The following is a 15,090-nucleotide window of genomic DNA, read 5'->3' on the forward strand; positions in this document are numbered from 1 at the left end:
TACCAGTACGACGACGCCACATACCCCGGCGACGCCGCGTAACACTCACTAAAACCCCTTTCAACTTTATTTCGCATAAGCCCTCAATCCCTTGAGGGCTATTTTTTTTGGAGCAAATAATATGGCTGGATTTGACCCGGCACTGGGAAGCAATACACCGGCGGTGCTGCTGGATAACGCTACTCGTCTGGATAAACTGGTGAACTCGGACGAACTGACCGTGCCTGATCGTGCAGGTGTTGACCTGGACTCCTGGCGCGGAATGATGGCGAAAAACGATGAGGTCAGGCAGAACATCATCCCTCTGAGCAAACAGTACATGACATTAGCTGAGGCGCAGGCGGATATCGCGAATATTCCGGTGGGCTCTACGACGTATTACCGCAGCCCGGACGACAGCGCGCTCGCAATCGAAGTCATGAACGTTGGCGGGACGCTGCAGCCTACCGGGCGAAAAATGCCATCCGCAATGCCAATGGGTTACCAGTCTGCTACAGCTGTGAGTAGCGGTGCGGCTAATACCATTGCTATCACTATCCCCGGATTATTAGTGGATGGCAGTTTGATTTATTTCCTGTCTCCTATTTTGAATACGGCGGCTGTTAGCGTTACCGTGACGGACTCGAAAGGCAATAGCGTGACTCGCTCTGTGCTAAGAAGGGCTAACGCCGTCCTGGTTGGTGGTGAGCTGATTCAATATAACCCAGTGCTAATGGTTTACCGTGGCGCACCAACTGATAATTTCATGTTGATAGCGTCCGGGGCTACGGCGTCGGAGGTAGCAGCCAGCCTTACCGCATACAAGACCACTAATGATGCCCTGACCGCCACCCTGAAAAATCAGGTGCCTTTCCCGGTGACAGTTAGCAGCGTTGCCGATGACATTTACACGGCAACATCTTCTATCACCAATGGCGAGCTACAGAATGGGCGACTGTTCCTGTTTACGCCACCATCCGCAAATACAACACGCACCCCCAAGCTGAAACTCAATGCGTGGGGTGCCTATAACATTACCCGAATTGACGGCGGGCAGGTTGCTGCCGGAGACCTGGCATCAGGCCGGGCGCATCTGCTGCACTGGCATGCAGGGGCTAATCAGTTTCGGGTAATGACGTATGCCGATGAGCGAACAAAAATTTACGGGACGGTTCTTCGCGCAACCATGACCAGCGATGCCAGTACGCCGAATGATTTGTCTGTCACGGTCGATGGTTATATCGACAATGGCACGTTGGTAGTATTGGAACCACCAGCAACGAACACTGGCGCGGTGGCTGTTACTGTTGTTGACAGGTACGGCAATCAGATTGTGCGCAGTGTGTTTAAGGGCGCAAACGCGCCGCTGACAGGTGGGGAGATAAAGTACGCAGAGCCAGTTTTGCTGATGTATCGCGGAGCACCGCAAAACAACTTCAAAATCATTTCGTCCGGCGATTTGTCCACTCCCGTGGCAAAACTCCAGTCGGATGTGGAGGCTCTCAAAACCTCCTTCACCGACCCGTATGTGAAGCTGGCGAAAAAACTTATCGGCGATGGTACGACTGCAAATACCGGGCCGTTTGGTTCGATATCGTTCACAGCCGGGGTAAGAACCACCGTTAAAAAACGGTTGATATTCACCTCAGTCGGCTCGTCAGTCGGTGTTGGGGCGGGTTCCACCGGTGGCGGTGTTGCAGGTGCGCCATTCGCGCCGAACACGCTGTTCGTCGAGGCCATGAAAGCGCAATTAGCTGGGTACGGGAATTTTGAGTTTATCGATGATAACCAGTGCATTCCCACTCAGGCGCTCCAGCAGTTTTCCGCGCAACTTCAGAACTCGCCATACTTCACCAGCACAAACGAAGAAGACTGGCCTGATTTTATACTCATTGTTGGCGGCATGAATGACGCACCCGTCGGGAACTTTAACAACGGACTAACGTTCCCTGAGCAACAAGGAAAACTTGAAGCTCTGATAGATGAGTGTAAAGCCAAAGGCGCGGTAGTGATTGTTGCTACCAGCCCGCACCACAACCCATTAAGCACGTCTGTTACGGCTATGGACTTAGGCAGCCTGAACGTTTCGTGGCCTGTCAGGACGTTCAACGTTGACACAAACTATACCTTTGATGCGGCAGCGCGAACCATCAATGGTGGGGCATTCTCCTACGGGACAGGCAACGCCGCTACCAGCTGGGGCGGCCAGATTCTGCGGGTAGGGCATACGCTCCGTATATTGAGTGGCGACAACGCTGGTGATTACACCATCGCAGCCATCTCTGAGGACAGGAATACCATCACTGTGGCCGAATCTTTCCCCGCTTCGGGTCTTATGAAAACGACCATCCGCCATATCGGGCTTAACAGCATGAAAGAGGAGGTGCTCGACCCACCACCATCACGGTCATTTGTCGAGCGGGACTGGTCTGGAAGCGGCATCAAAACAGTCGGCGCAGCGCGGTTCGGCATGGTCAACAGCATGTTCCGGTCTGTGGCGAGGGACAAAGCGGTATTCCTGATGGAATGTGAAATACCGTGGTTCCGGGATGGCGTTGAAGCGCATGGTTGGGCGGCGCTGTTCGACGGTACGAACTACAACCACCCGAATGACCTCGGCTATACCGTCAGTTACAAGGCTGGCGCAGATGCAGCGGCATTTAGTCTGTGCAAACTGATTTACGGCGAAAAATACTACTTACCTGCGTAAGGAATCATTATGTCATTTAAATTGTCAGTATTAAAAACAGTCCAGATTCATTATCTCGGTGGATATCTCTGCGACAAGGATGTTGAAATAGATTTAATTTATGCAGTTGAAAGCGTCCGTCAGGATGACACTGGTCAGGTAAAAGCAACATTGTCAGTGCGTTATGATGACAATGCAAAGGTCATCGTAGGTGATTACCCTATTTCGCTGGATACCTCATCATCAAAATCCTGGGCAGAGCAGGCTGAAATACAGATTATGGACATGGCAGAATTTTCACAATAAATCTACAATTTTAAAATTGGGCGGCAGCTAATCAGGAAATTAGCTGCCGTAAATATTGCTATTACCTAACCCTTATAGGGTATTTTAGATACGTCGACTTTAATGTTAAGATTGCGCTCACTAATTATGTTAGAAATACTAATGGCATTGATTTGTGAATTGGGTCCAGGACCAACAACAATCTTCTTGATTGGTATGAACTTATAGGTGTTGGTTCTTTCATTTGTCCCGATTGATATATATGGCGTTAGAAGCTCTTGATTGTTTCTAAAATTCACTAATGACCTGTTAGTTACAGTGTTAATTGCTATTCTAAATTCATTCTCCTCAGAAAAACCACTATCTTTAAAAAATGGCAGCGTTCTAATTAGAAGTGAACCTATTACTCCTGATTTCCCTAATTCCGAAGAGAGAAAAATTTCAGAAAGTGAACCGAACATCTCAAGTTCACTGGTTATAATGTCGTAAATTTTTTTCGCACCTTTGTGATTCTTTGGTGATACGTAGTTAACAAGACCATGTACTACATCAAATGAAGTTGAGTGACAGGATTCACCTTTGTATTCATGTTTATATTGTTGGGCTGAATAGATAAAGTCAATCAGTTTTTCACTATCAAAAACGATACAAATACCTTGTTTCGGTTTGCTGTAACCTCTCCACTGGCTTAATAAATCAGATGCATCCCTGTATTTTCCATCTGCGTATATGCCTGCATAAAAGCACGTTACGTATATATCTTCCATTCCTGGGGTTATTTGCAAGTTGACTTGCTTCTCAATTTCATCTATCCATCTTGAATCTAAATTGGATTCTTCTCTCAATTTATCGAGCGACTGTTTAACGCAATTAATACCATGCAGTAGTTCGGTGCTATCGTTTAAATATCTAAGGTGAGAAGCCCAAATAGCATTTCCTTCAATTATACCAAGAAGGCTATCTAAAGTAGTGTAATGACATAATTCCATAAGTTAACCTTTTAAATTAAATGCCGATACTTTTATGATGTTAGTTGCTGTGTGTGTTAACTGCAATCTTATTTCCATGAGTACTCTTACGGAGATAGAGCGAGAACTGATTACGGATGGGCCCTTAGCCTGACTGGCTGCAGCACGAGAACGCGGCAGGATAGGCGGTCGTCGTAAAATCATGACCCGCACAATCATCAACAGGGCGGAAGGAATGTTAATTGCTGGAGCAACCCGCCAGCAGATAGCAGATGTCATCGGTTGAGGCATCAATACGTTACGTCTGTGCAGATAATTGATAGCCACTGCCAATATTGATCTGCTGCATACATGCATTTACTGTATTTGTATACAGTACATTTGATAGGGGGAAGTATGCCGCGTTTATACGAAATCGAGACAGCTTGCCGGAACGCAATAGATATCCTGCCTAACGGAAAGCGCATCCTCACCACCAGGCGATTTCTGCAGGAACTGGAGAGATATAACTGGCACTGGTCGCCACGCCAGGCTAACCAGTGGATAGAGCACTATGTGACGACATTCCGGGATGTCTCAACGCAGGAAGGCGATGAGCGCACGTTCCAGTTATACAACCCGAACGGAGGGCTATAACGTGGGATTTCCGTCGCCAGCTGCAGACTATGTAGAAGTACGACTGACCGTCGATAAACTCTGCGGTACCGGCCCAAATACTAGGCTCGTTCAGACAGAAACTGGTTACACCGTAATCGATGTCTCCGGTAAACCAAAGCAAGGAGATACCGTTTTAATTCAATACGGCGGCGGCACTGATTTTGCAAAAATTATGGGCCGGGCATTTATTACAAGAGACGGGGAGGCTCTGGAAGGCGAGGCTTTGGATGATGTTACAGTTGTCGGGGTGGTGACATTCGTCATCAATCGAGCTTGGCCTAATGATGACGAATGTCCTGTCATATAAAGTCAACGGATTGTGTGTACATAAACGAGTACAATGAAAGTGACTTATTTTGATATTTATCTTTATAAAACAATCTATTAAATTGTTTTATAATTATATCCATTTAACTAAGGGGACATGGCGCCGGGATTATAGCGTTATTTTCGGCGCACGTTAAGCTTGCGCGGCCCAACTGCTTAATCTATAGCCATTTAGCGCTTTTTTCTCTCTTCAGCCGCACGGGCTTTCTTCTCGTGGCTCATATCATTACGGATCTGAGCATGGCTTAATAACGCGAAAATAAAGGTCCCACCGCAGATGTTTCCGGCAAGGGTCGGGAGCGCGAACGGCCAGATGAATTCCTGCCACGGCAGCGTGCCGTTGAACACCAGGTAGAAAATCTCGACGCTGCCCACCACAATATGCGTAGTGTCCGCCAGGGCGATAAGCCAGGTCATCAGGATGATGACGATAATTTTCGCGGAGCCTGCGGCGGGAAACATCCACACCATGGTTGCGACCAGCCAACCGGAGATAATCGCATTGGCAAACATCTCCAGCGGAGGGTTTTGCATCACCTTCAGGCTGATTTTAAGAAAGGCTTCGCGAGTCGGTTCATCGAACACGGGCATGACATCGAACGCCCATGCTGCGATAGCGGTTCCAATTAAGTTACCCGCCAGTACAACACCCCATAAACGTAACAGCAGGCCGATATTGCTGAGCGTGGGTTTATGCATAATCGGCAGGACGGCGGTGACGGTATTCTCGGTGAACAGCTGTTGCCGAGCGAGAATGACGATAACAAAGCCAAAGGTGTAGCCGAGATTTTCCAGCAAAAAACCGCCGGGCAGCTCGCTGAGATGGACATGGAATATGCCTTTGGCAACCAGCGAAGCCCCCATTGAGAGTCCTGCTGCAATCGCTGACCAGAGGAGCGCCATGGCATCGCGCTCAAGCTCTTTCTCTCCTTCCTGGCGAATCACTTCATGCGTAGCCATCGCCTGTGAAGGCAGGCGTTCTTCATCCACCTCAATTTCTTCACCATTCTGTTTTTCTTCACTTTCAACCTCAACATCTTCACTATCATGGTGAGTTTGCGGCTTCATAACTTTTCCTCAACGGCTGGTCTTTATTATAATCGTAGAGCGGTTTCGGTTATTTGGAGTGGATAAGCTCCTAAATTCTTTGTAATGACAAGATTAGCAATACGGAAATTGCAAAATGTGTATAGAATCGGGGGCATCAACAACGATGCCAAAAAAGGCTATGCTGAAAGCAGGCACATGCTTACGGGCGATATCTTAATGGAGGCGGCTGTCCTCGGATAACCCCCAGCGATAGCTAAAATTAACAGGGAGATACCTATGAATTTTCGCCTGTCGGCGCTTGCGCTTGGCGCCACATTGCTGGTGGGGTGCGCCAGTTCTGGTTCTGGCGATCTACCGCAGGGGCGTTCAGATCCGCTTGAAGGTTTTAACCGAACCATGTTCAACTTCAACTACAATGTTGTCGATCCTTATGTTCTTCGGCCTGTTGCCGTGGCGTGGCGAGATTATGTACCGCAGCCGGCGCGTAATGGTCTGAGCAATTTTACCAGCAACCTTGAAGAACCTGCGGTAATGGTGAACTCCTTCCTGAAGGGCGATCCCTATAAAGGTATGGTGCACTTTACGCGTTTCTTCCTGAACACTCTCCTCGGGATGGGTGGGCTGGTTGATGTAGCGGGAATGGCGAATCCAAAACTGCAGCGCGTTGAGCCTGCTCGCTTCGGTAGCACCCTGGGTCACTATGGCGTGGGATACGGCCCCTATGTGCAGTTGCCTTTCTACGGCAGCTTTACGCTGCGTGATGAGGGCGGTGATATGGCTGATGACTTGTATCCGGTTCTTTCCTGGCTGACATGGCCGATGTCTATTGGTAAATGGATGGTAGAGGGAGTCGAAACCCGCGCGCAGCTGCTGGATTCCGATGGCTTGCTCCGTCAGTCCTCCGATCCGTATATCCTGATGCGTGAAGCTTACTTCCAGCGTCATGATTTTATCGCCAACGGCGGTAAACTTTCTCCGAATGAGAACCCCAACGCTCAGGCGATTGAAGGCGATCTCAAAGATATCGATTCACAGTAACCGTCGGGTTGAAAGTAAAAAGGGTGAACATGATGTTCACCCTTTTTTGTTGCTGCTGTTGATTAGAAACGGTAGTTAAAGTTCGCGCCGTACAGCCAGGCTTTACCTTCTGATTTAAAGGTATACGGCCCTTCTGTAAACTCGACGTGCTGACCGTGCATATAGGACACACCGACGTCGACGGAAGCGTCTTTATTAAAGGCGTAAGTCGTACCGGCGCTGAGCCACAGGCGATCCTGATCCGGGATAGAGATGGAACGATTGGAAGCCGGAACCGGGCTATCATCAAAGGCGATACCGGTACGGAAGGTCCAGTTATCGTCATGGTAATAGGTGGTACCCAGAGCGATACGATAGGAATCTTTAAAACCTTCGTCTTTATAGAACAGCGTTTCGCCGCCGCTGGTTTTGGTGGCTTTCAGCTCCTGGAACTGGCTCCAGCTGGTATAAGCCAGGCTGTAGTGAACGGCCCATTTTGGCGCTACGCGGTTATAACCTGAGATTTCCCACATTTCGGGCAGATTCAACGTCAGAGAACCGCCGATTGTCGAACCACCAGTGCCGTAAGGCAGTCCCAGACCGAGGGCAGAGTTAATAGGGTTGAGGGATGACGGCAGACTGCTCTTATAATCTCCGTCAAAATCAACTTTGACTTCAGAGCGGTAGGTTAAGCCGTAGCGGTTGTTTTTATCGACTTCATATAAAATGCCTGCATTCCAGCCGAAGCCCCACTCATCACCCTTCAGACGAGCGATTTGCGTATCGCGGCTGATACCGCCAGCCTGTTGACCAATTGCCGCGGCCTGGGCCGGAGAGAGTTTGCCTGCTTTCACCATTCCCGGTAGCTGTGCGCCGATAATATCCGGTAAATCGCCCGCGTAGCGCTCTAGTTTAGCTCTGGCATAGACGGCGTCAAAGCCTAAACCAAAGCTCCAGTGATCGTTGAGACGATAGGCGCCGCTCAGATTGAGGTTGAGGGTTTCGAGGTCGGTTGTACCGCCCATTGAGCCCGCGGCAAAATCATTGTTGAACTCGGTGGCTAAACCATAGTTAGACGTCAGAGAAGCCCCCCAGCCAAACTGGTCGTTAATCGGCGCCACAAAGTGCAGATTGGGTACCCATGCGGTTGGTGCGATATTGTCCTGGCTGGCGTCATTACCGATAACTGAACTGCCGGTGACGTTGACATCAGGATCGACAAAAATAGCGCCGCCCGAGAAAGTCGGACGGTCGAACATCATAATCAATGCCGGGTTACGGCTGACGTTTCCAGCATCGTCAGCAATAGCTCCTTCACCTGAATAGGCGCGACCAAGGCCCGATGAAGAGAATTCGTTTAACTGAAAGCCTGCCGACCAGGCCTGGCTTGAAACAAGTGCTACAGCCACTGCAAGGGCAGATTGGGTAAGGCGGGTTTTCTGGCTCATGCCCATAACCTCATAGAGTTATTTTTATTTAAACAATGTTACATGCTGTAACAGGAGCGCGAAGTGTAGGGTCTGCTTTACGACAGAGAAATCAGACCAGTGCGCTGAGTATAGGTCTGACCAGATGATATGTTGCAAGTTTGTTTATAAGTTTTTTCAATTGTGATCTAAGAAACGCGATCCAGTTGGCAAATTTGCCGGGGTACCCGCAATCCAAAGTAGGCACTTTTTGTTTTGGATCATTTTTAAGTGTGATTTCGGTCACTTATCTCCTTTGTCGCCATTAACGACTGGAGGCAGGCATGCCCCGGGCGTAAAATAAGCACATTATTTGTCTGGCACCCTGAGTGCATATACAGAGGAAATCTACGATGAGTAAATGCAGTGCTGATGAAACCCCGGTTTGCTGCTGTATGGATGTTGGTACCATCATGGACAACACCGATTGCACCGCATCTTATAGCCGCGTGTTTGCGAACCGCGCCGAAGCGGAAGAAATGCTTGCCGCATTGAGTGAAAGAGCGCGTAACGTTGAATCGGAGCCGTGCAAAATCACCCCGACCTTTACTGAAGTTGATGGCGGCGTGAAGCTGGATATCGATTTCGTGTTCAGCTGCGAAGCTGAAACCCTGATTTTCCAGCTCGGCCTGCGTTAATCCCTTCCCAAACGCTCCTCCTCGCAGGGGCGTTATCTTTTCTAATCAATGTGTTTTGGTTCGCACTTTTTCTGTTCCCCGATTGGCTTAATGTAAAATATTAGTTAAAACTGTTATCAGGTCAGACCACTTTGTTTTATCGGTTAACAGGGGAGCGTTATGAGTCAGGCATTACCGCTAGTCACCCGTCAGGGCGATCGTATCGCCATCGTCAGCGGTTTACGTACGCCGTTTGCCCGGCAGGCGACGGCTTTCCACGGCGTTCCAGCCGTTGATTTAGGTAAGCTGGTGGTCGGCGAAATGCTGGCTCGCAGCAATATCCCCGCGGATATAATAGACCTGCTGGTATTTGGTCAGGTGGTACAGATGCCGGAAGCACCGAACATCGCGCGGGAAATTGTGCTGGGTACCGGTATGAGCGTACATACTGATGCCTATAGCGTCAGTCGCGCCTGTGCGACCAGCTTTCAGGCGGTGGCCAACGTCGCGGAGAGCCTGATGGCGGGAACCATTCATGCAGGCATCGCCGGCGGGGCCGACTCCTCTTCCGTATTGCCCATTGGCGTGAGCAAAAAACTTGCCAGAACGCTTGTTGATGCCAACAAAGCCCGCACTTTGGGACAGCGCCTGAAGCTCTTTTCCCGGCTGCGTTTCCGCGATCTTCTCCCTGTGCCACCAGCTGTTGCCGAATATTCCACCGGTCTGCGGATGGGCGATACCGCTGAGCAGATGGCGAAAACGTGGGGTATCACGCGTGAGCGGCAGGATGCGCTGGCGCTTCGTTCGCACCAGCTTGCGGCGAGGGCCTGGGAGGAAGGGAAATTAACGGCAGAAGTCATGACTGCCTACTCGCCGCCGTTCCGTGAACCTCTGGAACAGGATAACAACATCCGTAAGAATTCAACGCTGGCAGATTACCAAAAGTTACGTCCGGCCTTCGATCGCAAACACGGTAGCGTGACCGCCGCTAACAGTACGCCGTTAACCGATGGGGCGGCGGCGGTGATCCTGATGACCGAATCCCGGGCTAAAGCGCTTAGGTTAATACCGCTGGGCTACCTGCGCAGCTACGCTTTTACCGCGATTGATGTTCGTCAGGATATGCTGCTGGGTCCGGCGTGGTCGACGCCGCTGGCGCTGGAAAGAGCCGGGCTGACGCTGGCCGATTTAACCCTGATTGATATGCATGAAGCCTTTGCTGCGCAAACGCTGGCGAATTTGCAATGCATGGCCAGCGATCGATTTGCCCGTGAGGTGCTTGGCCGCTCGCAGGCTATCGGCGAAGTCGATGAGAGCAAATTCAACGTGCTTGGCGGTTCGATTGCCTACGGCCATCCCTTTGCCGCCACCGGCGCGCGAATGATTACCCAAACGCTGCATGAACTGCAGCGTCGCGGCGGAGGGTTTGGGCTGGTTACCGCCTGCGCGGCGGGTGGGTTGGGTTCAGCTATGGTTCTGGAGGCCGAATGATGGAAACCGTGTCGGCATTTACGCTTGAGGTTCGCCCGGACAATATCGCTGTCATCACCATTGACGCGCCAGGTGAAAAAATGAACACCCTGAAAGCTGAGTTCGCCAGCGAGGTGCGGGGAATTATCCGTCAGCTCCGCGACAATAAAGAACTGCGCGGCGCGGTATTTATTTCCGCAAAAGCGGATAACTTTATCGCCGGGGCCGATATCAACATGATTGCCCGCTGTCATTCCGCTCAGGAAGCGGAGGCGCTGGCCCGTCAGGGGCAGCAAATCATGGCCGAGATCCACGGGCTCCCCATTCCAGTGATCGCCGCAATTCACGGCGCATGCCTGGGCGGAGGCCTGGAACTGGCGCTGGCCTGCCACGGGCGGGTATGCAGCGATGATAATAAAACCCGGCTTGGCCTGCCGGAAGTTCAGTTGGGCCTGCTGCCAGGTTCTGGCGGCACCCAGCGTTTACCGCGATTAATTGGCGTCAGCAGCGCGCTGGAGATGATCCTGACCGGCAAACAGCTTCGCCCGCGCCAGGCTCTGAAGGCGGGACTGGTCGATGAAGTGGTGCCACAGACCATCCTGCTACAAACCGCAGTTGAACGGGCTCTTAAAGGTCGTCCGGCAAGCCGTACCGTCCCGGCGCGCGAACGTATTCTCGCAGGACCTCTCGCCCGCAGCCTGCTGTTTCGTCTGGTAGCGAAAAAGACGCATCACAAAACCCAGGGCAACTACCCGGCAACTGAGCGCATTCTGCAGGTGATTGAAACCGGACTGGCGCAGGGCTGCAGCAGCGGATACGCAGAAGAAGCCCGCGCTTTTGGCGAGCTGGCGATGACGCCGCAATCGCAGGCGCTACGATCGATTTTTTTCGCCAGCACCGATCTTAAAAAAGATCGCGGTGCGGATGCGCAGCCCGTCGCGCTGCGTAGCGTGGGCATTCTTGGCGGAGGACTGATGGGGGGCGGCATCGCCTACGTCACCGCATGCAAAGGAGAATTGCCGGTCCGCATTAAGGACATTCAGCCGCGCGGGATAAATCATGCATTGAAATACAGTTGGGATCTGCTCGATAAACAGGTGCGCCGCCGCTATCTGCGCGCCAGCGAGCGCGATCGCCAGATGGGGTTGATTACCGGTTCGCTGGATTACCAGGGCTTTGCCCATCGCGATGTGGTGATCGAAGCGGTATTTGAAGATCTGGCACTCAAGCAGAAAATGGTCAGCGAAGTGGAACAACACTGCCACCCGGAGACGATCTTTGCCTCTAATACGTCGTCTTTACCGATCGCAGAGATCGCGGCGCAAGCGAGCAGACCGCAGCGGGTTATCGGCCTGCACTTTTTCAGCCCGGTAGAAAAAATGCCGCTGGTCGAAGTGATTCCACATCGTGGTACCGATCGGCAGACTATTGCCACGGTGGTAAAGCTGGCGAAGCTGCAGGGGAAAACGCCGATTGTCGTCGCGGATAAAGCCGGATTTTATGTTAACCGAATTCTCGCGCCCTATATTAATGAAGCCATGCGCCTGTTAATAGAAGGGGAGCCGATCGATCACATTGATAAGTCGTTGATTCAATTTGGCTTTCCGGTAGGGCCAATTCAGCTTCTTGATGAAGTGGGGATCGATACCGGCACTAAAATTATTCCCGTTCTGGAGGCGGCATGGGGAGAGCGTTTTAGCCCGCCTGCAAACATCATTAGCGCAATTCTGAATGACGATCGCAAAGGGAGAAAAAATAACCGGGGTTTCTATCTTTATGCGGTAAAAGGGCGTAAAAGCAAAAAACGGCCCGACCCGGCGATTTACAACCTGCTGGGTATCGCTTCTCCACAGGCGCGCTTGTCCGCGCAGCAGGTGGCGGAACGCTGCGTCATGATGATGCTCAATGAAGCGGCGCGCTGCTTCGATGAGCAGGTTATTCGCAACGCTCGCGATGGCGATATCGGCGCCGTGTTTGGCATTGGCTTTCCGCCGTTCCTTGGCGGCCCGTTCCGCTATATGGATAGATTGGGTGCGGGGGAAGTCGCAGCGATTTTGCAGCGTCTGGCCGCACAATACGGCCCGCGTTTTACACCATGTGACACTTTGTTACACATGGCCGAGCAGGGGGCGGCCTTTTGGCCCGCTGATGAACGTACGACCTAAGTTGTGGTCAAAGAAGGTAAATCCGTTTGTGAATGGCGCAGTGCTTTGGCGATTTTGTAAGCGATAGTTGACTATACTTACGCCATTGAGGTAAAAAACAGCGTTTCATTCGTTGAATGGATCAGGCACAATGCCCGGCCACCGGGTCACCTGCGTATCGTCTACGTGGGTAAGACCGCGGTGCTTCTGGTTAACAAAAGCGGTGCAATATGCAAGTTTTTATCATGCGTCACGGCGACGCTGCCCTCGATGCAGCCAGTGACTCGGTTCGTCCATTAACCGTCTGCGGTTGCGATGAGTCTCGTCAGATGGCAACCTGGCTGAAAGGTCAAAAAGTGGATATTGAGCGAGTTCTTGTCAGTCCCTACCTGCGTGCAGAACAGACGCTGGAAATCGTTGGGGAGTGCATGAATCTGCCAAAAGATGTCGACGTGATGCCGGAACTCACGCCGTGCGGCGATGTTGGCATGGTCAGCGCTTATCTCCAGGCGTTGGCGAATGAAGGTGTGGCGACGGCGCTGGTCGTGTCCCACCTCCCTCTGGTGGGGTACCTCGTCTCAGAGCTGTGCCCGGGGGAAACTCCCCCGATGTTCACCACTTCGGCGATTGCCTGCGTTACGCTTGATGCCAGCGGCAAAGGCGAGTTCAACTGGCAAATGAGCCCCTGCAATTTGAAGATGGCGAAAGCTATCTGATTTCCTCCGGAGCCGACGTTTTACGGAAGCTCCGGCGGTTGCCACTCTTCAACTTCAATCAGTACCAGCAGTGCGGCGTCACCGCCGTACTCTTTTGGTGCCTGATGAAACGCCATGATATGCGGGTGCTGAGCCAGCCATAGCGGCGTTTGCTGTTTGAGAATATGCTTCCCATGCCCGTGCATTACGCAGGCGCAAAATACGTGCTCGCGACGGCAGGCGGCAATCAACGCCCCCAGCTCCTGCTTGGCCTGCTGCTGGGTCAAACCGTGCAGATCGAGAAACAGCTCCGGCGAATAATCACCCCGACGCAGTTTTTTCAGCTCAAAGTGGCTGACGTCCGCACGCACATACTTCACCGATCCTTCGGTATTCAGCAACGGCTGAAACTCATCGGAAAAGTAGTGGCTGTTATCGGCCTGCTCCTGGAGCAGCCGCTTGGGCGGTACTTCAGCGATTTTTTTGCGCTGCGGACGGTGAACAATGGTGTCCTGCTTAATCTGACGAGTGCCGGTCATTAGCTGCCGGAACAATGCCTGATCCTCCTCGCTTAGCGTTGTTTTCTTTTTCATTACCTGGTCTCATTTTTTCTTTGCCGGTAGTTTACCCGACTCGCCACGCATCCAGGCAAGGAAAACCTCTTTTTCCCCCTCAGCGTGATGTAAGAATGCTGATTTATCCCCGTCTTCGTGGCAAACTAGCCGCCGAATTTATAGCAGAGCGTGCCCTGGGGGATAGCGTGGATAAAATTTTTGTTGATGAAGCCGTTAATGAGCTTCATACCATTCAGGACATGCTGCGTTGGGCGGTTAGTCGCTTCAGCGCTGCAAATATCTGGTACGGACACGGTACCGACAACCCGTGGGACGAAGCGGTGCAGCTGGTGATGCCGTCGCTGTATCTGCCGCTCGATATTCCGGAAGATATGCGCACCGCGCGCCTGACTTCCAGTGAGAAACACCGCATCGTTGAGCGCGTGATTCGCCGCATTAACGAACGCATTCCGGTCGCTTATCTGACCAACAAAGCCTGGTTCTGCGGACATGAGTTTTACGTCGATGAGCGCGTGCTGGTGCCGCGCTCGCCGATTGGCGAACTCATTAATAACCATTTTTCCGGCCTGATTGACCACTATCCGCAGCACATCCTCGATATGTGCACCGGCAGCGGCTGTATCGCTATCGCCTGCGCTTACGCTTTTCCGGAAGCGGAAGTCGATGCGGTCGATATTTCCCCTGATGCGCTGGCCGTTACCGAGCAGAACGTAGAAGACCATGGCTTAATTCACCACGTGACGCCAATTCGCTCCGATCTGTTCCGCGACCTGCCGAAGGTGCAATACGATCTGATCGTCACTAATCCGCCGTACGTCGATGAAGAAGATATGTCCGACCTGCCGGGTGAATATCGTCATGAACCGGTTCTCGGCCTGGCGTCCGGTAGCGATGGCCTGAAGCTAACTCGGCGGATCCTGGCCTGCGCGCCGGATTATCTCAGCGATGACGGTATCCTGATTTGTGAAGTCGGCAACAGCATGGTACATCTGATGGAACAGTATCCTGACGTTCCATTTACCTGGCTGGAGTTTGAAAACGGCGGCGATGGCGTCTTTATGCTGACTAAACCGCAGCTGATTGCCGCCCGCGCGCATTTCGGCATCTATAAAGACTAAAACAACACGCAAACATAACGACAAGAACGGAGC

At 51.7% G+C, this 15,090-nt stretch carries 14 protein-coding genes; 10 read left to right on the top strand and 4 right to left on the bottom strand.

Going from position 1 to position 15,090, the window contains the following annotated elements; translation table 11 throughout:
* Nucleotides 1-121: 121 nt before the first annotated feature.
* Both HMPREF3178_RS19650 and HMPREF3178_RS19655 read left to right on the top strand, forming a co-directional pair.
* On the top strand, nucleotides 122-2,689 hold the full coding sequence (locus HMPREF3178_RS19650; protein WP_004104206.1) for a hypothetical protein: 2,568 nt from the start codon (nucleotides 122-124) through the stop codon (nucleotides 2,687-2,689).
* Between the two features lie 9 nt (nucleotides 2,690-2,698).
* Nucleotides 2,699-2,974: a hypothetical protein gene (locus tag HMPREF3178_RS19655; RefSeq protein WP_004104204.1), complete on the top strand. Its 276-nt coding sequence runs from the start codon at nucleotides 2,699-2,701 to the stop codon at nucleotides 2,972-2,974.
* Between the two features lie 65 nt (nucleotides 2,975-3,039).
* Here the strand turns inward: HMPREF3178_RS19655 and HMPREF3178_RS19660 are convergent, their stop codons facing one another.
* Nucleotides 3,040-3,942, bottom strand: a complete 903-nt coding sequence (locus HMPREF3178_RS19660; RefSeq protein WP_004104203.1) for a DUF2971 domain-containing protein — start codon at nucleotides 3,940-3,942, stop codon at nucleotides 3,040-3,042.
* 375 nt (nucleotides 3,943-4,317) lie between these two features.
* Here HMPREF3178_RS19660 and HMPREF3178_RS31830 point away from each other — a divergent pair, with 375 nt between their 5' ends.
* Together HMPREF3178_RS31830 and HMPREF3178_RS19665 are read left to right on the top strand one after the other, a co-directional pair.
* Complete coding sequence (locus HMPREF3178_RS31830; protein WP_004104202.1) at nucleotides 4,318-4,557, top strand: hypothetical protein; 240 nt, start codon at nucleotides 4,318-4,320, stop codon at nucleotides 4,555-4,557.
* Entirely contained in the window at nucleotides 4,514-4,885 is a 372-nt protein-coding gene (locus HMPREF3178_RS19665) for a S24/S26 family peptidase (RefSeq protein ID WP_004104194.1), read from the top strand. The genes HMPREF3178_RS31830 and HMPREF3178_RS19665 overlap by 44 nt, the downstream gene beginning before the upstream one ends.
* Nucleotides 4,886-5,076: 191 nt before the next feature.
* Here the strand turns inward: HMPREF3178_RS19665 and HMPREF3178_RS19670 are convergent, their stop codons facing one another.
* A complete protein-coding gene (locus HMPREF3178_RS19670; protein ID WP_004104191.1) occupies nucleotides 5,077-5,973 on the bottom strand; it encodes a formate/nitrite transporter family protein in 897 nt (298 codons plus the stop codon).
* A gap of 258 nt (nucleotides 5,974-6,231) precedes the next feature.
* Here HMPREF3178_RS19670 and mlaA point away from each other — a divergent pair, with 258 nt between their 5' ends.
* Entirely contained in the window at nucleotides 6,232-6,993 is a 762-nt protein-coding gene (gene mlaA, locus HMPREF3178_RS19675) for a phospholipid-binding lipoprotein MlaA (RefSeq protein ID WP_004104189.1), read from the top strand.
* Nucleotides 6,994-7,055: 62 nt separating this feature from the next.
* Here the strand turns inward: mlaA and fadL are convergent, their stop codons facing one another.
* Entirely contained in the window at nucleotides 7,056-8,420 is a 1,365-nt protein-coding gene (fadL, locus tag HMPREF3178_RS19680; protein WP_004104187.1) for a long-chain fatty acid transporter FadL, read from the bottom strand.
* 371 nt (nucleotides 8,421-8,791) lie between these two features.
* Between fadL and HMPREF3178_RS19685 the strand changes: the two genes are divergently transcribed.
* The 4 genes from HMPREF3178_RS19685 to sixA all read left to right on the top strand — a co-directional run bounded on the left by HMPREF3178_RS19685 (nucleotide 8,792) and on the right by sixA (nucleotide 13,385).
* A complete protein-coding gene (locus HMPREF3178_RS19685) occupies nucleotides 8,792-9,076 on the top strand; it encodes a YfcZ/YiiS family protein (protein WP_004114294.1) in 285 nt (94 codons plus the stop codon).
* A gap of 159 nt (nucleotides 9,077-9,235) precedes the next feature.
* Nucleotides 9,236-10,546, top strand: coding sequence for an acetyl-CoA C-acyltransferase FadI (gene fadI, locus HMPREF3178_RS19690; protein ID WP_070585423.1), 1,311 nt, complete (start codon nucleotides 9,236-9,238; stop codon nucleotides 10,544-10,546).
* Nucleotides 10,546-12,690: a fatty acid oxidation complex subunit alpha FadJ gene (fadJ, locus tag HMPREF3178_RS19695; protein ID WP_070585471.1), complete on the top strand. Its 2,145-nt coding sequence runs from the start codon at nucleotides 10,546-10,548 to the stop codon at nucleotides 12,688-12,690. Before fadI ends, fadJ begins: the two co-directional genes overlap by 1 nt.
* 209 nt (nucleotides 12,691-12,899) lie before the next feature.
* Nucleotides 12,900-13,385 (top strand): phosphohistidine phosphatase SixA, encoded by a 486-nt coding sequence (gene sixA, locus HMPREF3178_RS19700; protein WP_014230284.1) that lies wholly within the window; start codon nucleotides 12,900-12,902, stop codon nucleotides 13,383-13,385.
* A 20-nt stretch (nucleotides 13,386-13,405) separates the two neighbouring features.
* Here the strand turns inward: sixA and smrB are convergent, their stop codons facing one another.
* Entirely contained in the window at nucleotides 13,406-13,957 is a 552-nt protein-coding gene (smrB, locus tag HMPREF3178_RS19705; protein ID WP_004104178.1) for an endonuclease SmrB, read from the bottom strand.
* A 167-nt stretch (nucleotides 13,958-14,124) separates the two neighbouring features.
* On the opposite strand from smrB, the gene prmB reads away from it, so the two are divergent.
* Nucleotides 14,125-15,057, top strand: coding sequence for a 50S ribosomal protein L3 N(5)-glutamine methyltransferase (gene prmB, locus HMPREF3178_RS19710; RefSeq protein ID WP_024274529.1), 933 nt, complete (start codon nucleotides 14,125-14,127; stop codon nucleotides 15,055-15,057).
* Nucleotides 15,058-15,090: the final 33 nt, after the last annotated feature.

It is taken from the genome of Klebsiella sp. HMSC09D12 (assembly GCF_001808475.1).
Classification (GTDB): Bacteria; Pseudomonadota; Gammaproteobacteria; order Enterobacterales; family Enterobacteriaceae; genus Klebsiella; species Klebsiella oxytoca.